At 71.3% G+C, this 20,564-nt stretch carries 19 protein-coding genes; 8 read left to right on the forward strand and 11 right to left on the reverse strand.

What is annotated here, in order from left to right; translation table 11 throughout:
- Positions 1–348, reverse strand: a 348-nt coding sequence (locus tag C1A38_RS15275) for a VOC family protein (RefSeq protein ID WP_102658538.1), incomplete at its 3' end; no start/stop codon positions are given.
- A gap of 159 nt (positions 349–507) precedes the next feature.
- On the opposite strand from C1A38_RS15275, the gene C1A38_RS15280 reads away from it, so the two are divergent.
- The gene (locus tag C1A38_RS15280; RefSeq protein ID WP_102658491.1) at positions 508–3,363 is read left to right on the forward strand and encodes an aconitate hydratase; all 2,856 of its coding nucleotides are present in this window, start codon (positions 508–510) and stop codon (positions 3,361–3,363) included.
- An 80-nt stretch (positions 3,364–3,443) separates the two neighbouring features.
- Here the strand turns inward: C1A38_RS15280 and C1A38_RS15285 are convergent, their stop codons facing one another.
- From C1A38_RS15285 to C1A38_RS15310, 7 genes are all read right to left on the reverse strand, one after another.
- On the reverse strand, positions 3,444–4,046 hold the full coding sequence (locus C1A38_RS15285; RefSeq protein WP_102658492.1) for a GTP-binding protein: 603 nt from the start codon (positions 4,044–4,046) through the stop codon (positions 3,444–3,446).
- Entirely contained in the window at positions 4,027–4,413 is a 387-nt protein-coding gene (locus C1A38_RS15290; RefSeq protein WP_102658493.1) for a DUF742 domain-containing protein, read from the reverse strand. The genes C1A38_RS15285 and C1A38_RS15290 overlap by 20 nt, the downstream gene beginning before the upstream one ends.
- Before the next feature lie 5 nt (positions 4,414–4,418).
- On the reverse strand, positions 4,419–4,841 hold the full coding sequence (locus tag C1A38_RS15295; RefSeq protein WP_013734909.1) for a roadblock/LC7 domain-containing protein: 423 nt from the start codon (positions 4,839–4,841) through the stop codon (positions 4,419–4,421).
- A gap of 89 nt (positions 4,842–4,930) precedes the next feature.
- Positions 4,931–7,501 (reverse strand): sensor histidine kinase, encoded by a 2,571-nt coding sequence (locus C1A38_RS15300; RefSeq protein WP_102658494.1) that lies wholly within the window; start codon positions 7,499–7,501, stop codon positions 4,931–4,933.
- A 109-nt stretch (positions 7,502–7,610) separates the two neighbouring features.
- On the reverse strand, positions 7,611–9,221 hold the full coding sequence (locus C1A38_RS15305; protein ID WP_233196842.1) for a prenyltransferase/squalene oxidase repeat-containing protein: 1,611 nt from the start codon (positions 9,219–9,221) through the stop codon (positions 7,611–7,613).
- Positions 9,218–10,111, reverse strand: coding sequence for a terpene synthase family protein (locus C1A38_RS30865; RefSeq protein ID WP_377680344.1), 894 nt, complete (start codon positions 10,109–10,111; stop codon positions 9,218–9,220). The genes C1A38_RS15305 and C1A38_RS30865 overlap by 4 nt, the downstream gene beginning before the upstream one ends.
- A gap of 5 nt (positions 10,112–10,116) precedes the next feature.
- Positions 10,117–11,454 carry a cytochrome P450 gene (locus tag C1A38_RS15310; RefSeq protein ID WP_199180213.1) on the reverse strand — a complete coding sequence of 446 codons (1,338 nt, stop codon included), beginning with the start codon at positions 11,452–11,454 and terminating at the stop codon, positions 10,117–10,119.
- A 453-nt stretch (positions 11,455–11,907) separates the two neighbouring features.
- Here C1A38_RS15310 and C1A38_RS15315 point away from each other — a divergent pair, with 453 nt between their 5' ends.
- On the forward strand, positions 11,908–12,156 hold the full coding sequence (locus C1A38_RS15315; protein WP_102658496.1) for a DUF2630 family protein: 249 nt from the start codon (positions 11,908–11,910) through the stop codon (positions 12,154–12,156).
- Between the two features lie 50 nt (positions 12,157–12,206).
- Here C1A38_RS15315 and C1A38_RS15320 read toward each other — a convergent pair whose 3' ends face one another.
- Both C1A38_RS15320 and C1A38_RS15325 read right to left on the reverse strand, forming a co-directional pair.
- The gene (locus C1A38_RS15320; protein WP_102658497.1) at positions 12,207–13,142 is read right to left on the reverse strand and encodes an RIO1 family regulatory kinase/ATPase domain-containing protein; all 936 of its coding nucleotides are present in this window, start codon (positions 13,140–13,142) and stop codon (positions 12,207–12,209) included.
- A 176-nt stretch (positions 13,143–13,318) separates the two neighbouring features.
- Positions 13,319–13,963 (reverse strand): HAD family hydrolase, encoded by a 645-nt coding sequence (locus C1A38_RS15325; protein ID WP_102658498.1) that lies wholly within the window; start codon positions 13,961–13,963, stop codon positions 13,319–13,321.
- A gap of 154 nt (positions 13,964–14,117) precedes the next feature.
- Here C1A38_RS15325 and C1A38_RS15330 point away from each other — a divergent pair, with 154 nt between their 5' ends.
- From C1A38_RS15330 to mug, 6 genes are all read left to right on the forward strand, one after another.
- Positions 14,118–14,690, forward strand: a complete 573-nt coding sequence (locus tag C1A38_RS15330; protein ID WP_102658540.1) for a TetR/AcrR family transcriptional regulator — start codon at positions 14,118–14,120, stop codon at positions 14,688–14,690.
- Between the two features lie 89 nt (positions 14,691–14,779).
- Entirely contained in the window at positions 14,780–15,709 is a 930-nt protein-coding gene (locus C1A38_RS15335) for a TIGR04222 domain-containing membrane protein (protein ID WP_102658499.1), read from the forward strand.
- On the forward strand, positions 15,706–16,524 hold the full coding sequence (locus C1A38_RS15340; protein WP_102658541.1) for an MbnB/TglH/ChrH family RiPP precursor modification enzyme: 819 nt from the start codon (positions 15,706–15,708) through the stop codon (positions 16,522–16,524). The genes C1A38_RS15335 and C1A38_RS15340 overlap by 4 nt, the downstream gene beginning before the upstream one ends.
- A complete protein-coding gene (locus C1A38_RS15345) occupies positions 16,521–17,036 on the forward strand; it encodes an SCO6045 C-terminal-like domain-containing protein (RefSeq protein ID WP_233196843.1) in 516 nt (171 codons plus the stop codon). The genes C1A38_RS15340 and C1A38_RS15345 overlap by 4 nt, the downstream gene beginning before the upstream one ends.
- Positions 17,037–17,116: 80 nt before the next feature.
- Positions 17,117–17,878: an SDR family oxidoreductase gene (locus tag C1A38_RS15350; RefSeq protein WP_102658500.1), complete on the forward strand. Its 762-nt coding sequence runs from the start codon at positions 17,117–17,119 to the stop codon at positions 17,876–17,878.
- A gap of 59 nt (positions 17,879–17,937) precedes the next feature.
- Positions 17,938–18,513 (forward strand): G/U mismatch-specific DNA glycosylase, encoded by a 576-nt coding sequence (gene mug, locus C1A38_RS15355; RefSeq protein WP_102658543.1) that lies wholly within the window; start codon positions 17,938–17,940, stop codon positions 18,511–18,513.
- Positions 18,514–18,537: 24 nt separating this feature from the next.
- On the opposite strand, the gene C1A38_RS15360 is transcribed toward mug, so the two are convergent.
- Complete coding sequence (locus tag C1A38_RS15360; protein WP_102658544.1) at positions 18,538–20,514, reverse strand: ABC transporter ATP-binding protein; 1,977 nt, start codon at positions 20,512–20,514, stop codon at positions 18,538–18,540.
- Positions 20,515–20,564: the final 50 nt, after the last annotated feature.

A 20,564-nucleotide genomic window follows, 5' to 3' on the forward strand; every position in this document is an offset into this window, starting at 1 on the left:
GGTGGGGGTGAGGAATTCGAGGCGGTTGCCGTGGGGGTCGGTGGTGTGGAAGCGGCGTAGGCCGGGAAGGTCGTCGCTCCAGGTAACGGGGTGGCCGGCGGTGGCGAGGCGGGCGGCGAGGGCGTCCAGGTCACTTCGGAGCAGGGCGGGGTGGGCTTTGCGGGCGGGGCGGAAGTCGTCCTCGACGCCGAGGTGCAGTTCGGCGCCGTACCCGCTGAACCAGCAACCACCGCGAGCGGCGAGGGCCGGTGGTTTGGTCAGTTCGGTCAGGCCGAGCAGGTCGACGTAGAAGGCCCGGGACCGGTCCTCGGAGCCGCGAGGGCAGGCGAGCTGGACGTGATGGATCATGATGAGCACCTCCCGTCCACACGATGACACCGGGTTGCGCTCATAGCAAGACGGACGTACGGTTTTGTTGACAGGGAGAATCGGCGGTAAGTGTCCCCTAACCACGGCGGCGCCCCGGCCGGTGCGACAGACTGCTCAGGACTACTCACGGTCGCTGGTGTGAAGGAGTACGACGTGGCGAGCCTCGACACCTTCGGTGCGAAGACCCAGCTACGCGTCGGAGACGCGAGCTACGAGATTTTCAAGATCAGCCAGGTGGAGGGCCAGGAACGGCTCCCCTACAGCCTGAAGATCCTGCTGGAAAACCTGCTGCGGACCGAGGACGGCGCGAACATCACCGCCGAGCACATCCGCCAGCTGGGCGCGTGGGACCCGAACGCCGACCCGAACGTCGAGATCCAGTTCACCCCGGCGCGGGTGCTGATGCAGGACTTCACCGGCGTACCGTGCGTGGTCGACCTCGCCACCATGCGTGAGGCCGTTCGCGACCTCGGCGGCGACCCCACCAAGGTGAACCCCCTCGCTCCCGCCGAGCTGGTCATCGACCACTCGGTCATCGCCGACCTTTTCGGCCGCGAGGACGCCTTCGAGCGCAACGTCGAGCTGGAGTACGCCCGCAACAAGGAGCGCTACCAGTTCCTGCGCTGGGGCCAGACCGCGTTCAACGAGTTCAAGGTGGTCCCGCCCGGCACCGGCATCGTGCACCAGGTCAACATCGAATACCTGGCGCGTACGATCATGGAGCGCAACGGTCAGGCGTACCCGGACACCGTGGTCGGCACCGACTCGCACACCACGATGGTCAACGGTCTGGGCGTACTGGGCTGGGGCGTCGGCGGCATCGAGGCCGAGGCCGCGATGCTGGGCCAGCCGGTCAGCATGCTGATCCCCCGGGTGGTGGGCTTCAAGCTCTCCGGTGAGATGCCGGCCGGCACCACCGCCACCGACCTGGTGCTCACCATCACCGAGATGCTGCGCAAGCACGGGGTGGTCGGCAAGTTCGTCGAGTTCTACGGGCCGGGCGTGAGCGCGGTGCCGCTGGCCAACCGGGCCACCATCGGCAACATGTCCCCGGAGTACGGCTCCACCGTGGCGATCTTCCCGATCGACGCCGAGACCGTCCGCTATCTGGAGCTGACCGGCCGCGACCCGCAGCAGGTCGCGCTGGTCGAGGCGTACGCCAAGGAGCAGGGTCTCTGGCACGACCCGGCGGCCGAGCCGGAGTACTCCGAGCGCCTGGAGCTCGACCTGAGCACCATCGAGCCCTCCCTCGCCGGCCCGAAGCGCCCGCAGGACCGGGTGCCGCTGGGCAGCGCCAAGACGCTGTTCCGCGCCGCGCTGACCGACTACGTGGCCGCCGACGAGACCGGTGGGGACCCGGGCCGCGAACCCGGTGTGCCGCAGCAGGAGAAGCCGTTCGGCACCGCCGGCCCGGCCGACGAGGCCAGCGCCGAGTCCTTCCCGGCCAGCGACTCCCCCGCCAACGGCGTCAACGACCCGGCCGACGCCCCGCGTGACCTGGTGACCGCCGCGGTCGGCGCGGGCGGGCGGGCCAGCAACCCGATCCGGGTCACCGGTGAGGACGGCAACACCTACGAGCTGGACCACGGCGCGGTGGTGATCGCCGCCATCACCTCCTGCACCAACACCTCGAACCCGCAGGTCATGATCGGCGCGGCGCTGCTGGCCCGCAACGCGGTGGACAAGGGCCTCAACCGCAAGCCGTGGGTGAAGACCACCCTGGCGCCGGGCTCCAAGGTGGTCATGGACTACTACGAGCGGGCAGGCCTCACCCCGTACCTGGAGAAGCTCGGCTTCCACCTGGTCGGCTACGGCTGCACCACCTGCATCGGCAACTCCGGCCCGCTGCCGGAGGAGATCTCCGCCGCGGTGAACGAGGCCGACCTGGCGGTCGTCTCGGTGCTCTCCGGCAACCGGAACTTCGAGGGCCGGATCAACCCGGACGTCAAGATGAACTACCTGGCGTCCCCGCCGCTGGTGGTGGCGTACGCGCTGGCCGGCACGATGGACATCGACCTGGCCAACGAGCCGATCGGCGAGGACAGCGAGGGCAACCCGGTCTTCCTGCGCGACATCTGGCCGAGCACCGCCGAGATCCAGGACGTCATCGCCTCGGCGATCGGCGCCACCGGGTTCAGCGCCGCGTACGCCGACGTCTTCGCCGGTGACGAGCGCTGGCAGTCGCTGCCCACCCCGACCGGCGACACCTTCGCCTGGGACGGTGACTCCACCTACGTGCGCAAGCCCCCGTACTTCGAGGGCATGGCGCAGCAGCCGGCGGCGGTGACCGACATCGCCGGCGCCCGGGTGCTGGCCAAGCTGGGCGACTCGGTGACCACCGACCACATCTCCCCGGCCGGCTCCATCAAGGCCGACTCCCCGGCCGGTGAGTACCTCGCCGCGCACGGCGTGCCGCGGCACGAGTTCAACTCGTACGGCTCGCGTCGGGGCAACCACGAGGTGATGATCCGGGGCACCTTCGCCAACATCCGGCTGCGCAACCAGCTGGTGCCCGGGGTCGAGGGCGGCTACACCGTCAACCACCTGACCGGCGAGCAGACCTCCATCTACGACGCTTCGATGGCCTACCAGGCCGCCGACGTGCCGCTGGTCATCCTGGCCGGCAAGGAGTACGGCTCCGGCTCCTCGCGGGACTGGGCGGCCAAGGGCACCATGCTGCTCGGCGTGAAGGCGGTCATCGCCGAGTCGTATGAGCGGATCCACCGCTCCAACCTCATCGGCATGGGCGTGCTGCCGTTGCAGTTCCCGGCCGGCGAGAACGCCGACTCGCTCGGGCTGACCGGCACCGAGACGTTCACCGTCACCGGGGTGACCGCGCTCAACGACGGCTCGACCCCCCGTACGGTGAAGGTCACCACCGACACCGGCGTGGAGTTCGACGCGGTGGTGCGGATCGACACCCCCGGTGAGGCGGACTACTACCGCCACGGCGGCATCCTGCAGTACGTGCTGCGGCGGATGATCGCCAGCTGACGTCCGATAGTCCGAAGGGGCTCCCTCCCACGCAGGCGGGAAGGAGCCCCTTCGGTCGTTCAGGTGCAGGTCGACACCGCTCAGTCGGCGCTGCGACGCGCCTCGCGCAGCTTCATCGCGTGCTCCACAAGCGTGATGAGCACCTCCTTGGCCGACTCACGCTGCCGGGCGTCGCAGAGCAGCACCGGGACCTCGGGATCGAGGTTCAACGCGGCCTGCACCTCGTCGAGCCGGTAGTGCCGCGCCCCCTCGAAGCAGTTCACCGCCACCAGGAACGGCGTGCCACGCCCCTCGAAGTAGTCGATGGAGGGAAAGCAGTCGGCGAGCCGGCGGGTGTCGGCCAGTACGACCGCGCCGATCGCGCCCAGCGCCAACTCGTCCCAGACGAACCAGAACCGGTCCTGCCCGGGGGTGCCGAACAGGTACAGCACCAGGTCCTCGCTGATGGTGATGCGACCGAAGTCCATCGCCACGGTCGTCGTGCGCTTGGCCTCGACGCCGGACAGGTCGTCGATGCCCACCCCCGATTCGGTCAGCACCTCCTCGGTCCGCAGCGGACGCGTCTCGCTGACCGCGCCGACAAGCGTGGTCTTACCCACCCCGAATCCACCCGCGACCAGAATCTTGATCGCCGTGGGCAACGCGACCGCGCCCGACGGCCGCTCAGAGTGCCCGTAGTCCATTGATAACCGCCTCGAAGATGCTGTTGTCGGGAACGCCGACGGTGCCGTGCGGCTCCCGGATCTGAACCAAGCTGCGCGCCACCAGGTCGCCGAGCAGCACCCGCACGGTGCCGACCGGCAGGTCGAGGTGGGCCGCGATCTCGGCGACGGACTGCATCCGCTGGCACAGACCGACGATCGCCAGGTGCTCCGGGCCCAACCCGATCTCCGGCGAGACGTCCGTCCGGGTCGCCTTCACCAGCGAGATCAGGTCGAACGTGCCGGTCACCGGGCGAGCCCGGCCGCCGGTGACCGCGTACGGGCGGACCACCGGACCGGCATGGTCATCCACCCACTGGTGGTCGGCGGGCTCTCCCTGCACCGTCATCTGGGTTACTTCTCCCCGTTGGTCTGCTCAGCTGATCGTGTCGGCGACGCGACGAACTTGCCGACCCGGGTGACCAGCATGGCCATCTCGTACGCGATCAGTCCGACATCCGCGTCCTCGCTGGCCAGGACCGCGAGACAGGCGTTGCGACCGGCGGCTGTGACGAACAGGAACGAGGACTGCATCTCGATGATCGTCTGCTGCACCTGCCCGCCGCCGAACCGCTTTCCCGCGCCTCGGGCCAGGCTCTGGATGCCGGCCGCCATCGCCGCCAGGTGCTCGCCGTCGTCGCGGCTGAGCCCTTGCGACGAGGCCATCAGCAGACCGTCGGCGGACAGTGCGACCGCGTGCTCGGCCTGCTTGACCCGGCCGACCAGATCGTCCAGCAACCACGTCAGGTCAGCACTCGAAGCCGTCTTCTGCGCCACTTCGTCGTCCTCTTCTCCCCCGGCTCATCGCCGTGCTCATCTGGTCCTGACCGCGGGTCGGGCGGATCGCCGCACGACCTGCGCCCCGTTCAGGACTCCTGTTGGTCGGCGCCGTCAGACTCGTCCGCGTCGCCGGGCCGACCGCCACCACCGAGCAGCCGGGCCGCGTCGGTGCGGCCACGCCGGGTGCCCGTCTGGTAAGAACTCATTATTCGTCGAACCTGTTCGGGTTCGCGGATCACGTCTTCGTCCTCCTCCGCGGCCTCAGGCTCGGCCCGCAGGGCCGGCGTGATGCTGGCCTGCCGGATGCGGACCGGCAGACCGGACTCGGTACGAACCGACTCGACCGGGCCGGCCTCGCCGGGCTCGGTCGCCGCCGACGCACCGCCCGCCGGGGCCGGCGGCTCGGCCGGCTGGTCGTCACGGGTGTCGAGTGGACGCTGCGGCAGCCCGGACCCGGGTGGCCCGGCGACCGGCAGGCTGATCGGAATGGTCGGCCCGTCCAGTGCGGAGTGTCCGGGTCGACGCCGGGACCTGGTCGGCAGCCCACCTTCGCTGGTGTCGGTCGCGCTGAAGTGGACCTCCGCCGGGCCGTCGGCAGCACGTCGGTCCGCGCCCCGGTGCTCACTGTCGGCGTCGTGGTCGGGGCGGGGCGCGGGCGGCTGTGCCGGGGCGGCCAACGCCACTGGCGCGGCCGACCGCTGCACGGCGGTCCCCGGCATCGGCTCGGCGGACCGGGTCGACGTGTCGGCGTCCGGTCCGTCCAAGGCCTCCGGCTCGCTGCCGTCAACGATGATCAGGTTGCTCGGGATCAGCACCACGGCGGTCGTGCCGCCGTACGCGGACTCCTTGAGCCGGACGCGTACGCCGTGCCTGTCGGTCAACCGGCTCACCACGTAGAGGCCCAGTCGGGAGGCGTCGGCGAGGTTCAGTTCGGACTGGTCCACGATCCGGTGGTTGGCGGCGGCGAGGTCCTCCTCGGTCATGCCCAGACCGCGGTCCTCGATCTCGATGGCGAAACCGTTGGCGACCAACTGCCCGCGTACCTCGACGCTGGTGTGCGGCGGGGAGAAGGACAACCCGTTCTCGATCAGCTCGGCCAGCAGGTGGATGACGTCACCGACCGCCCGGCCGGCGAGCGACACCCCGCCGATGGGCAGCACGGTGACCCGGGTGTAGTCCTCGACCTCACCGACCGCGCCACGGATCACGTCGACCATCGGCACGCTGCGTCGCCAGGCGCGACCCGGCGTCGAGCCGGAGAGCACGATCAGGTTCTCGGCGTTACGCCGCATCCGGGTGGCGAGGTGGTCGACGCGGAACAGGTCCTCCAGTTCCTCCGCGTCGTGCTCCCGCCGCTCCATCGCGTCCAGCAGGGTGAGCTGGCGGTGCACCAGGGCCTGGGTACGCCGGGCCAGGCTGAGGAACACCTCGCGCACCGCCCGGCGAAGCTCGGCCTGTTCCACCGCCGTACGGATGGCGGTCTCCTGCACGACGTTGAAGGCCTTACCCACCTGGCCGATCTCGTCGTCACCGAACCGCAGCGGCGGCGCTTCCTTGGCCACGTCCACCTGCTCACCGCGACCGAGTCGTTCGACCACGCTCGGCAGGCGCTTGTCGGCGAGTTGGAACGCCGCGTCACGCAGCCGTTGCAGCTGTTGCACCAGGGCCCGCGCGGTGGTGATCGAGACGACCACCGAGGCGATGACGGCGAGCAGGCCGAGGCCGGCGGCGAGGACCAGTCGGACGACGACGCCGATCGCCACCGGAGTGGCCCGCTTGACGATCTCGTCACCGCCGGCGAGCACGACGTCGCCGATCTCGACGAGTGCGGCAGCGGAGGTCTCGTTCCACTTCTGGCTGTCGAACGGCAGGCGTGAGGTGCCGGTGGCGAGCATGACCTGGTTTTCCAAGTTGGCCAGCCGGGTGAAATTCACGCCTGCGATCATCTGCTCGTAACGGCGCTGATCGGTTTCCGGCAGCCGGACGACCGCCTGCTCCGCGAGGAACTGTCGGGCACCCACCACGCGGGTGAACTCCGCCCGCTCGGTCTGGGTGATCCGACCGGCGGCCAGGATTCCGGCGAGCATGGCGTCCTCCTGGGACACCAGTTCCCGGGCGCGGTTGAGCCGGATCAGCTGAGCGGTGTTCTCGGCTACCTCGTCGTCATCGAGATTGCCGAGTTCGTCGTAGACCTCGAAGATCGCTTCGATCAGCTCGGTGAAGGCCGTCATGGCCTCGCTCCGGCTGATATTTCGCTGATCGACGGCGGTACGGGTTTCCGAGAGCACGGACAGTCCCCGGTTCAACGCGTCGATTCGCTCGTGCAGATCTTTGCTGCCGAGCAGGCTCACCTGCCAGTGGTCCGTGGACTCGGCGAAGCTGGCGGCCAAATCGTCAGTTCGCTGCCGCAGTTCTTGCAGATCTGCGCGTTGTGACTCCTCCGGTCGCCCCAGGTAGACCACCGAGGTACGCCGTTCCAGCTGCAGTTGGAGCAACAGCGGCTCGGTGGGGTCGAACACCCGTACGTCGAGTGCCTGCACACCGACGAGGTTGACTCCCTCTCGGACGGTGACCCAGGCGGTGAAGCCCCAGAGTGCCACCAGCGAGGCCAATAGGGCCACGACCTTGGTACGCAGATTCGAACTGCGGGAACCCATTACACCGTCCCTGGCCCTGAGCTAATTGATCGGTCGGTCAGCAGCGCGTCACGCACATCGACCCCGGCGCACGCTAACAGCGTCACCGCGCCAACTCAAGCGCTGGTGATCATGCCCTGCTCCGCGCGGCTTCAGGTGTCGTCGTCGACAAAGCCTGGTTAATCGTCGGTGCCACGGCAAGGACCAGTTTTCGCGCCGCGATGACCGCTGCCCGGACAATGAGAATAGGCGCGTACAGATCCTTGTCGTGCCACAGAGGAGGGTAGTCGGATCGATCGGCGCGCAGGTGCTCGACTGCCCGGGACACCGCCGCGGTCACGGCCGGCCGGATCGGCCGGCCGCTGCCCAGCAGAATCTGCACCGCGTACGCGGTCTCCTCCGCCGTGCTGGACCATCGCCCCCAGCCACCGTCGTCGCGTTGGTCGGCCAGGATCCGCTCCACCGCACGGTCGATCGCCGCGTCGGCCACCGCCGGTGGTGCGTAACCGGCCAGCGCCGCCACCGCACAGCAGGTGGCGTAGTAGGGCGAGGCGTGCCAGCGGTCCGTCCACAGTCCGTCCGGTCCCTGCACGTCCCGCAGCCAGCCGGCCAACGACGCCACCCGGGCGGTGTACCGGTCGGCGCCGTGTCGGGAGTGCCAGCCCAGCGCCTCCAGCACGTGTGCGTTAGTGGTGACCGACTGCCCGTCCTCGCCGCGCCAGGTACAGAAGTGACTGCCCAGGTCGTAGTGGAGCAGGCTGGCCGGGTCCACCGGGCGGCCCAGCCGGGCGAGGGCGTACAGGACGGTCGAGGTGGTGTCGGCGTCGGCAGGCAGGCCCGGCCCGGTGGCCGCCCCGTCCGGCCCGAGCGCGGCGGCCAGCTCGGCCAGCAGTCGCGCCCCCGGGTCGACCGGCAGACCCACCCGGGCCAGCGTGGCGAGCGTCCAGGACCGTTCGAAGACCGTGATCGGTGTGCAGCACGGCACCGGACCACCCTGTCGGGTCACCACGGCGTCGAGGTACGTGCGGGCCGCCGGGTCGTCGGTGCGCCGATGGCCCAGCCACACGGCGGTCGCCGCGGGCGAGGCACCCACCGCGCCGTCGACCGGGGCGACGTCGTCGCGGGTGGCGGCGGCCGGGCCGAGCACCTCGTAGGCGTGCCAGAGCTTGCTGGGTACCGGCTGCCCGCTGGTCAGCAACGCGTTCACCGCGTCCACCCGACGCCGGTCGACCCGGGGCAGCACACCGGGTGCGCCAGCCAGCGTCGGCGCGCCGGCCAACTCGGCCAGGTGTGCGTCGACGCGCGCCACCAGGGTCGGGACGATCAGATCGGCGGCCGGAGTGTCCGGCATGGCCGCGTCGTCTCCGAGGCACCGGGCCAGTGCCGCCAGCCCTCGGATGGCCGCAGCGACGACCTCGATCCGATCCGGCCCGGCCGGATCGGGCGGATCAGCCCGGACGAGGCTGGCGAGCAGCGCCTGCACCGCACTCGCCGTCGGGACCAGGGCGTACCCGCCGGCGGGGCCCCAACTGCCGTCGGCGCCCTGTTCGGCGAGCAGGTACGCCAGCCGCCGCGCGTGTCCGTCGACCCACGGCGCGTCGGCGACCAGCCGACCCGTCTCGTACACCGAGGTGCTGACCTGCCCGTACGGCTGCTGTTCCAGCTGTGCCAGCAGGTCACCGACCGCATCGGTCAGCCCGGGCGCCGCGACCGCGCCCAGGATGAGCGTCGGTGCCGTCACGGCACCCCCCAGAAGTCGGTGGAGCGGTAGAAACCGCTGCTGAAGCCGATCTGCCGGGCCAGGTAGTCCGCTTGCACCGGACAGGTCTCGCGCAGCCCGTCCAGCAACTGGCGGGCCTGCGCCACCAGCTCGGCGATGCGCTGCTCGACCTCGGTACGCGGCACGAGCATCAGGGCGTTCAGGTCTCCCCAGCGCAGGTCGCGCTCGTACGTGCCGAGGTCGTTGACGAGCCGCAGGATCCGCTGCACGCGGTCGCTCGCCGTGAGCATCGCGTCCAGATGCGTGAGGGTCGCCGGATCGGCCGTGTGGATCCAGTGCACGACGTTGACCACCGTGCAGGCCAAATTGTCGGCGTTGTCGAGGTATTCCTCGAAGCTGGGCAGCTGGTCGGGGACCTGCTTCCAGTCCCACTCCCGCGCCATGGCGGCGAGCACCTTGCGGGTCTCCTCCCGCCAGCGCTCCCGATGCTCGGCGAAGGCCGGCACGGTGGCCAGTTCGTCGCGCAGCTCGGCGAGGAAGCCGCCGAGGGCGTCCCCGGGCTCCGGCGTCGCGCCGTCGGCCACCGCGAGGCAGCGGGCGGTCAGCCGCTCGATCTCGTCGCGCGAGCGGGCCTCGTGGTCCACCAGCCAGTCGACGGCGAACCCCCACAGCACCGCCCGGTTGGTCAGCCGCAGCTGGGCCACGTCGCACCAGGGTGCGCCGAAGGCGATGGCCATGGCCACGTTGCCGAACAGGGTCGCGTCGAACGGCTTCGCGGGAAACAGCTCCGGGTAGGCGGCAGCGACCTTCGCCAGGTCCCGCTGGCCCTTAGCGGCCAGGGCGCAGATGCGTCCCTGTTCGGCGGCCACACTCATCTGGTCGCCGCCGGTGCTCGGCGGCGTCTCGGTCAACGGGGTCACGCCGCGACACCCGCCACGGGCCGCAGGGTGACCTCGACCCGGTCCCTGGGACGCAGCGCGGCGGCCACCTTGATCCCGGGTACGGTCGGGCGGCTCAGCCGCAACCGGTACCGGCTGAGCAGGGTGGCGACGATCAGGGTCGCCTCCAGGTAGAACAGGTGCATCCCGATGCACTGGTGTGGGCCGCCGCCGAACGGGAAGTGGGCGTACCTGGGACGACCACGTACCAGCTCCGGCCGGAACCGGTCCGGGTCGAAGACCTCGGGTCGGTCCCAGAACTGCGTCATCCGGTGGGTGATCAGCGGACTGACCACCAGGGTGGAGCCGGCCGGGATCCGGACTCCGCCGATGACGTCCTCCTGCACCGCCAGCCGGGGGAAGAGCCAGCCGATCGGATAGAGCCGCAGCAGTTCGTCGAGCACCTGCCGGGTGTAGCGCAGCTCGCGCAGGTGTTGCCCGCGTACCGGCTGGTCGCCGACGACCCGGTCGAGTTCCTCGTAGAGCCGGGTCGCGATGTTCGGGTTCTGCTCCAGGTGCGGCCAGAGCCAGGTGAGCACGCTGATCGTGGTCTCGGTGGTGGTGGCCACCATCGCCACGGTGTCGTTGCGCACTTGGCCCTCGTCGAGCTGGCCGCCGTCCTCGGTACGCCCCCGCCACAGGGTGGAGATGATGTCGTCGCTGCCCTCGTCGGCGGTGTCCCGCGCGGCCCGGATGGTCGGCAGCAGCAGGTCGTCGATGAGCTGCACGGCGCGGCGGAACGTGCGGTCACCGGGCATCGGCGCGGCCAACGGCGCCCAGGGCACCAGGATCCGCGGCATCACCGACCAGGCGATGGCGTCCTGCGCCTCCATGATCCGCATAGCGTCCGGCACCGAGATCTTGTCCGCGAAGAAGACCCGCATGATCGCCGAGCAGACCACCTGGGCCTGCACCTTGCCCATGTCCACCGGCTGGCCGGATCGCGCCGGTTCGGCCAGCTCGTCGATCGACTCCTCGATCGCCACGGCGAGGCGGTCGACCAGCCCGTCGATGCGCCGGGCGGTGAACAACGGCTGGAGGATCTGTCGACTGTTCGTCCAGTGTTCACCGTCGCTGAGGATGCCGTCGCCGAACAGCCGCTTGAGCGGCCGCCACTGGAGCCCGTCACCGGCTCGGACGTAGTTCTCGGCCTTTTCCCGCAGCACGCGCTGGAGGTGTTCGGGGTGGGTGATGAGGAAGGGCCGGAAGGAGCCGAGGTTGAGCTTCACGACGTCGCCGCCGGACCGCTCACCACACTCCACCAGGGCGCGGGCCGGGTCACGCAGCAGGCCTGGCAACACGTGCCGCAGCGGCACGGATCCGGCGCGTCGGGTTTGGACAGTCGTCACGTGGTGTGTTCCCACTCGCACAGACCCCCGGGGTGTGGGTTACTCTCTGAAATGCCACGGTTGCGATGAGCATGACATCGATATGGCATCCGTCACTAGTCGCGTGCCGAGAAATCTTCATGGTCGACATTCCCGCTGTCCACAACCGATTCGACCTCGCACGGCGGGCACCGGCCGGTCCGATCTGGTGCCGCCGGTCGCCCCGGCGATCGACCCGGCCCGCGTCCGCCCAGCTCAGCAGGGTGGTCGTGGCGCAGTCAGCACCGCCGGGGCGCCCACCGATGCGTGGGGGTTCCCGCTGGACCGGGTGATCTATTTCATGTCCGGCATGTAAGTCATCGGCACCGGCCGGCCCGCCGCGCCACGGCTGACCGCCGGAGAATCCAGGCGTGGCCGGTCTCGCTGTGCCACGCTCAGGAGATGGACGACAAGACCATCCTGAGCCGGATCTCCGAACTGGTCGACGAGGAGCACCGGTTGCGCGCCGACGCGCAGGCCACCGAGGCAGGCACCGACGACGAGGCACGCACCCGGCTCCGTGCGCTGGAGGAGTCCCTCGACCAGTGCTGGGACCTGCTCCGCCGCCGCCGTGCGGCGCGGCAGGCACACGGCGACCCGGAGGCGCAGGGCGCCCGACCGGTGTCGGAGGTCGAGCGGTACCTCCAGTAGCGATGGACCGGCTCCGGGTGGCTGTCGATCCCGCCACCCGGAGCCGGCCGTCAACGCAGGCCCGCCTCCCGGGCCAGCCGTCCGGTGAGCGCGGTCGGCTCGGTGAGGTTCGCCGGCAGGCCACGGGCCGCGAACCAGGTGCTGACCACCCGGACGTCACGGGCCAGGAAGTCGCGCCCCTGCGGGTTCGCCACCACATCCACCACCTGCGGCAGATCGATCAGCACCAGCCGCCCGGCGTGCACCAGCAGGTTGTACGGCGACAGGTCGCCGTGCGCGTACCCGGCCCGGGCCAGGACCATCAGCGCCTCGACCAGTTGCTCCCACAGCCCGCGTAGCTCGGCTCCGGCCGGCCGCAGTTCGGCCAGCCGAGGGGCGGCCTGGCCGGTGTCCGGGTCACCGAGGAACTCAAGCATCAGTTCGGTGCCCCGCAACTGCACCGGATACGGCACCGCCACCGTCCCGTACCGTTCGCCGATCTCCCAGAGCCGGGCCAACGCGGCGAACTCGGCCGCCGCCCACTGCCCGGCGATCATCTGGCGGCCGAAGGCCGTCCGACCGGTCATCGCGCGCATCTCCCGGGACCGGCGGACCCGGCGTCCCTCCAGGTATCCGGCGTCGCGGTGGAAGAGGCGGTGCCGGGGATCGCGGTAGCGCTTGGCCGCCAGCAGGCAGGAACTGTCGCTGTCGGGGACGGCCCGGCGGACCAGGTGGACGTCCGCCTCCTTGCCGGTCTTGAGCACCCCCAGCTCGGTGTCCTTCGCGGCCAGGTCGGTGACCAGCCAGGCCGGATGGGGCTGCGGACCGTGTAGGGCGTCGTCCCAGGAGGACCAGACGGCACCGGTGTCCGGGTCGGGTTCGTCGGAGGGGTCGGCCGGTACCGGCCCGCGCGCCCGCCCGCGCTTCAGGAACTGTGGTTCGTCGTCATCGAAGCGGCGTCTGCCGCGGGTGTGGCGCTCCCGCGCCGAGAACTCGTGATCGCGCACGATGCTGGTATCCCTTGGTCGAGGTGACTGGAGGCAGGAAGTGACCTGCGAAGACGGCCATGACCGACCCCCTCTCCTCGACCGGGCGAGCGCCCGGGTGCACGATGCGCGGACCATGCTCGCTGCGCCCCTGGGGCAGCGTCAATCGCTTTTCCCGGACCGGCCGCCGCCTGGCCTCACGCGTCCATGACGGCGGCGACCGCGGCGATCACCGTGTCGACGGTGACGGTCGGCGCGAAGCGGGCGTCCGTCCAGCGCCGCCCCCGGTGCAGCCAGACGCTGGGCAGGCCGACGGCGGTCGCGCCACCGATGTCCGCCTCGGGACCGTCCCCGATCACCCAGGCACCACGCAGCGGCATCCGCACCCGCTGGGCGGCCAGGGCGAAGATCCGCGGGTTGGGCTTGCTGACCCCGGCCTCCTCCGAGATCACCCAGTCCGCCACGTACCGGTCCAGGCCGGTACGCCTGATCTTGGTGTCCTGCTGGCGTACCGCCCCGTTGCTCACCACCACAGGCATCCAGCCCGCGCCGTCGGCGATCCGCAACGCGCAGGCGACCAACGGATCGAGTCGGGTGAACTCGACGACCCCGTCGTGCAGCTCCTCGACCAGGTCGATGGAGGGGATACGCAGCCGGTAACGGTCCCGGATGGCGTCCGCGACGTCCCAACGGTCGGTGAGCCCGTCGGCGTCGATGGACAGCAGCCAGTCGACGTCGGCCGGGGGTGCGCCGATGCCGTCGAGGAAACGCTCTGCCCAGGTGCGGAACGGCCCGGCCCGATCGAGCAGGGTGTTGTCCAGATCCAGCAGGAGCAGCGGCACTCGGGAACCCTACGGTAATCGGGTACCCGCCCGACAGGGCCGGACGTTACGCGCTGATGACGGACCGGGGCACGATTCGGGTTTCCTGTTCGACAGATGCACCAAGCCGTACGTACGGTTTGCATAACCCCTGGTGGGCTGGGACGATCAGGATGTGCCCAGAGTAAGTCAGGACCAGCTCGACGCCCGCCGACAGGAGATTCTCGCCGCCGCGCGGGCCTGTTTCGCCCGGCACGGCTACGAGGGCGCCACCGTACGCCGCCTCGAGGAGGCAACGCGGCTGTCCCGAGGCGCCATCTTCCACCACTTCCGCGACAAGGACTCGCTGTTCCTCGCCGTCGCCGAGGACGACGCGGCGACGATGGTGGAGACGGTCGCCCGTAACGGTCTGGTGCAGGTGATGCGCGACCTGCTCGCCCGAGCGGTCTCCCCGGACACCACCGGCTGGCTGGGCAGCCAACTGGAGGTGTCCCGGCGGCTGCGTACCGACCCGGCTTTCGCCAAGCGCTGGGCCGAACGGTCCGCGGCCATCGCCGAGGCGACCCGCGAGCGCCTGGCCCGCCAGCGCGAGGCCGGCGTACTCCGCGAGGACATCCCGATCGACGTGCTGGCCCGCTTCCTCGAACTCGCCTACGACGGGTTGGTGCTGCACCTGGCGATGGGACGACCGGCCGGTGACCTCGGCCCGGTGCTCGACCTGGTCGAGGAAGCGGTACGCCGCAGGTAACGACGAGGTAACCCCTCCTTGAGCACCATCGATCGCTGGCATCGTCGCCGCACAATGAAGCGCGTCCCCTCGCCTGACAGGAGCTGGCCATGATCGAGCTCGCGGCAGACTTCGATTTCGACACCTGGGGCGTTCCCAGTCGCACCTTTCTGATCATCTACCTGGTCGCCACCGTCGTGGTCGTCGTCGGCGTGCTGATCTTCCGCCGACGTACGCTGACCGGCCGCTCCGCGCCGCCCGCCGACCAGCTCGGCCCCCAGCAGGTCGCCTACCTCACCGGCGGGGAGGACCGGGCCGTCTGGTCCTCGGTCAGCAGCCTGCGCAGCCAGGGCGTGCTCGGCGTAGGCCCCGGTGGCGAGCTCACCGCCGACGGCCCGCTGCCAACCGGCGCCACTCCACTCGACCAGGCCGTGCACTACGCGGCCAGCCAGCGCTGCTCCGCCCGGCAGCTGCGGCGTACCGAATGGGTGACCCGAGCGCTCGACCAACTGCGCGACGGTCTGTCCCGCCACGACCTGCTGGTCACCCCGGAACGCCGCGCGGCGCTGCGGCTGGGCACCCTGCTGCTGGCCGTGATGGTGGCGCTCGGCGTCGCCCGGATCGTCGCCGGCATCGCCAACGACCGTCCGGTGTGGTATCTCGTGTTCATCGTCGGAGCGCTGGCGGTGCTGACCATGGTGCTGTTCGTCCGGGTGCCCCGCCGGACGAGGGCCGCCGACGCCGCGTTGCTGAACCTGCGGCACCGCAACCGCCACCTCGCGCCCGGCTCGAACCCGGCGTACGCCGTCTACGGTGCCGCGGGAACCGCCATGGCGGTCGCGCTCTACGGCACCGCCTCGCTCTGGGCGCTGGACCCGGCCTTCGCCCAGCAGGCCGACATCCAGCGTGAGACGGTGACGGGCGGCGCAGGCACGGTGACCGGCGACGGAGGCACCACCGCGGGCGCGGGCGGTTGTGGCAGCAGCGGCGGTGACAGTGGCGGCGGTGGTGGCTGCGGCGGCGGTGGGTGTGGCGGATGACCGGCCCGCACGGGGTGGGCATCGGCTGGCGACCCGAGATCGCCGGGTTCGTCGCCGAACTGCCCGGCCTGCGCTTCGTCGAGGTGATCGCCGAGTCGGTGCCCGCCGCAGGTCCGCCACCTGACGCGCTTGTCGAGTTGCGACAGCGTGGCGTGACCGTCGTACCGCACGGGGTGCGGCTCTCCCTCGGCGGGGCCGAGCCGGTCGAGCCGGCCCGGGTGGCCCACCTGGCGGCGGTCGCCGAACTGGTGGCCGCGCCGCTGGTCAGCGAGCACATCGCCTTCGTCCGGGCCGGCGGGTTGGAGGCGGGGCACCTGCTGCCGCTGCCGCGTACCCGTGAGGCGGTCGACGTGGTCTGCGCGAACGTCGCGCGGGCTCAGGCCGACCTGCCGGTGCCGATCGCGTTGGAGCCGATCGCGGCGCTGTTCGACTGGCCCGACGACGAACTCGACGAGGCGGCGTTCCTCAGCGAGATCCTGGCCCGCACCGACGCGCTGCTGCTGCTCGACATCGCCAACGTGCACGCCAACGCCGTCAACCGGGGCACCGACCCGCTCGCGCTGCTGGACCGGCTTCCCCTGGAACGGGTGGCGTACGTGCACGTGGCAGGCGGCGCCGAGCAGGGCGGCTTCTACCACGACACGCATACCGACCCGGTGCCCGCGCCGGTGCTGGACCTGCTCACCGAGCTGTGTGAGCGGCATCGCCCCCCGGCGGTGCTGCTGGAGCGCGACGGGCGCTACCCACCCGCCCCCGATCTCCGTGCCGAGTTGGATGCCGTGGCCGCCGCCACCGGCTTTCCGCTTGTGACATGAGCGCGTCTCCCGCCGACGGCACGGACCCCACCGGCGACCGCCCGGCCACCCCCGACACCCACCGCCCACCGTCCGGATCGCTTGCCGCACGGCAGGCGGAACTCGTCGCGGCGCTGGTGGCCGGCGGGCCGCCACCGCCGGGCTTCGCGCCGGCCCCGTTGTCCGCCGCCCGGGCCGCCCTGCTGCGCAAGCGGGCCGGTGAGGTGGCACGCCGCTGGCCGCTGTTGGCCGCCGGGCTCGCCCCGCACTGGCCGGCGACCTTCACCGAGTGGGCGGCGGATCGACCCTCCGTCGGCGGGCTACGTGACGGCTGGGATCTCGCCCGCGCCTTGCACGCCCGGCACGCGCTGCCGGCGCTCGGCGCCGAGGAACTGGCCGTCCGCGAGGCGGCCTACCGCTACGACGGGGACGCGCCCCCGCGCCGCCGCCGGTGGCCCGCCGTCGGCCGGGCCGGCGGGGCCGTCGCCGTGCAACTCGCCGGTCGGGTACGCCTGCTTCGCACCGCCCGGTAGCAGCGCCGACACCGCCTCGGCAGCGCACCCGACGAACCCCCGGATGCTCGGCGCGGGCGCGCTGCGGCAGGATCGGCGGTATGGATCTGGGACTGACCGACCGGGTGTACGCGCTCACCGGTGCATCCCGTGGCCTCGGCTACGCCACCGCGCAATGTCTGGTGGCCGACGGTGCCCGGGTGGTGCTCTCGGCGCGACGCGCCGACGAGGTGGCCGCCGCCACCGCGGCCCTCGGCGGGCCGGACCGGGCCGTCGGCATCACCGCCGACCTTGCCGACCCGGCCACCCCCGGCATGCTGGTGGAGGCGGCGCAGCAGCACTTCGGCCGGCTCGACGGGGCCCTGGTCTCGGTGGGCGGGCCGACGCCGGGCAGCGCCGCCTCGGTCGACGACGAGCAGTGGCGGCACGCCTTCGAGACGGTCTTCCTGGGCAGCGTACGGATGGTGCGGACGGTCGCCGCCGCGCTGCCCGACGGCGGCGCGATCGCGCTGGTGCTGTCCACCTCGGCCCGTGCGCCGGTGCCCGGCCTGGGCATCTCCAACGGCCTGCGGCCGGGGCTGGCCGGGGTGGCCAAGGACGTCGCCGACGAGTACGGCCCTCGCGGCGTACGGGTGGTCGGGCTGCTGCCGGGACGCATCATGACCGACCGCAACCAGGAACTCTTCGCCGCCAGCGGCGACCCGGAACAGGCCCAGGCCGAGGCGGAGGCGGGCATCCCGCTTCGGCGTATCGGCGAGCCGGCCGAGTTCGGTCGGGTCGCCGCGTTCGTGCTCTCCCCTGCCGCGAGCTACCTCACCGGGATCACCCTCCCGGTCGACGGCGGCGCGCTGCGCGGCCTGTGACCGTCGACCCGCCCGCCGGGCACCGGAAGGCACGGCGCGGCACCGGGTCGGGTGCGGCGGTGACACCCCGCCCGCATCCGCGCCCCAGCCGCGAGGACCTGGCCGCGGCCGTCGACAAGACGTTGCCGGATGTCATCTGCGCCGGACTGGACGTGTTGTTCGTGGGCATCAACCCGGGGCTGTGGTCGGCGGCCACCGGTTGGCACTTCGCCCGCCCGGGCAACCGGTTCTGGCCGGCGCTGCACCGCAGCGGCTTCACCCCGCGCCTGCTGCACCCCAGCGAGCAGGACGGTCTGCCCGAACTCGGGCTGGGCATCACCAACATCGTCGCCCGGGCCAGCGCCCGAGCCGACGAGCTGACCGCCGCCGAACTGGTGGCCGGTGCCCGGGAGCTGACCGGGAAGGTCGCCCGCTACCGGCCGCGCTGGGTGGCGGTGGTCGGGGTGACCGCGTACCGGGTCGGGTTCGCGCGGCCGAAGGCGACCTTCGGCCGGCAGCCTGAGCCGCTGGCCGGCGCCCAGCTCTGGGTGTTGCCCAATCCGAGCGGCCTGAACGCGCACTACACCCCGGAGACCCTCGCGGCGGCCTTCGCCGCCCTCCGCGAGGCCACCGGCAGACAGCCCGCCGGCGGTTAGCCCGCGGGTCAGGTGGCCTGCGGGTCAGTTGGCGGCGGCGGGCGGCAGGGCCTCGTCGGCGACGTACTCGCGGGTGGGGATGACTACCGGTTCCGGGTGCGCGGCGTCGGCGTACGGGCTTGGCGAGTCCGCCACCGCGAACTGGGTGCGGTACAGCTCGGCGTAGAGGCCGCCGACGGCGACCAGTTCCTCGTGGCGGCCCCGCTCGACGATCCGGCCCCCGTCGAGGACGAGGATCTGGTCCGCGTCCCGCACGGTGGAGAGCCGGTGCGCGATCACCAGCGCGGTACGCCCGGTCAGCGCCACCGACAGGGCCCGCTGCACGGCCGCCTCGCTCTCCGAGTCCAGGTGTGCGGTGGCCTCGTCGAGGATGACGATCGACGGTGCCTTGAGCAGCAGCCGGGCGATGGCGATGCGCTGCTTCTCCCCGCCTGAGAAGCGGTAGCCGCGCTCGCCCACGGTCGTCTCCAGCCCGTCGGGCAGGGACCGGACCAGGTCGGCGACCTGCGCACCGGCCAGCGCGGCCCACAGTTCGTCGTCGGTGGCGTCGGGCTTGGCGTAACGCAGGTTCTCCGCGATGGTCTCGTGGAACAGGTGGGAGTCCTGGGTGACCACGCCGATCTCGTCGCGCAACGATGCGAGCGTGGCGTCCCGTACGTCCACCCCGCCGACCAGCACCTGCCCGTCGGTGACGTCGTAGATGCGCGAGATCAGCATGGACAGGGTGGACTTGCCGGCACCCGACGGGCCGACCAACGCCACCATCTGACCCGGCTCGACTGAGAACGACACGCCCTTGAGCACCGGCTCGTTGATCGTACGGTCCAGCGTGGCGACCTCTTCGAGGGAGGCCAGCGAGATCTCCGCGGCGCTCGGGTAGCGGAACCGCACGTCGCGGAACTCCACGGTGCCCGTGCCCTTGGGCACCGGTACCGCGCCGGGCCGCTCGGTGATCGCCGGCTTCAGGTCGAGGACCTCGAAGACGCGGTCGAAGGAGACAAGCGCGCTCATCACGTCCACCCGGACGTTGCTCAGCGCGGTGAGCGGACCGTAGAGCCGGGTGAGCAGCAGCGCCAGGGTGACCACGGTGCCGGCGCTGACGTCGCCGCGGACCGCCAGCCAACCGCCGAGACCGTAGGTGAGGGCCTGGGCCAGGGAGGCCACAAGCATCATCGCCACGAAGAAGGTCCGCGAGTACATCGCCGACTGGATGCCGATGTCGCGGACCCGCTCGGCGCGGCGGGCGAACCGGTCGGCCTCCGCGTCCGGGCGGCCGAAGAGCTTGACCAGCAACGCGCCCGCGACCCCGAACCGTTCGGTCATTGTCGCGTTCATCTTGGCGTCGAGGTTGTACGACTCTCGGGTGATCTCGGCCAGCCGCCGCCCGACCCGTCGGGCCGGGATGATGAACACCGGCAGCAGCACCAGCGACAACGCGGTGATCTGCCAGGACAGGGTGAACATCACCGCGGCGGTGAGCAGCAGCTGGATCACGTTGCTGACCACGCCGGACAGCGTGGAGGTGAAGGCCCGCTGGGCCCCCAGCACGTCGTTGTTGAGCCGGCTGACCAGCGCACCGGTCTGGGTGCGGGTGAAGAACTGCAGCGGCATCCGCTGCACGTGGTCGTAGACCCGGGTGCGCAGGTCGAGGATGATGCCTTCGCCGATACGCGCCGAATACCACCGCTGCGCCAGCGAGAGCAGCGCGTCGGCGACGGCCAGCCCGGCGATGAACAGCGCCAGCCGGGTCACCACCGACCCGCCGTCGGGACCGCCCTGGGTGATGGCGTCGATCACGTCGCCGGCGAGCAGCGGGGTGGCCACGCCGATCACCGCCGCGATGACCACCGTCAGCAGGAACACGACGATATCGCGCCGGTAGGGCTGGGCGAAGGCCACGATCCGCCCTGCGACGCCGCGCTGGAGCCGGTGGGTGGAGATCTCGTCACGGCTGCGCATCGACCGGAGCATGCCCCAACCGCCCATGCCGCCAGCGGCCATGTGGTTGGACACCGCCACCTCCGGGGTCGTCACGTCATTCGAGCCGGCAC

The sequence above is a fragment of the Verrucosispora sp. ts21 genome, from assembly GCF_002879555.1.
Lineage (GTDB): Bacteria > Actinomycetota > Actinomycetes > Mycobacteriales > Micromonosporaceae > Micromonospora > Micromonospora gifhornensis.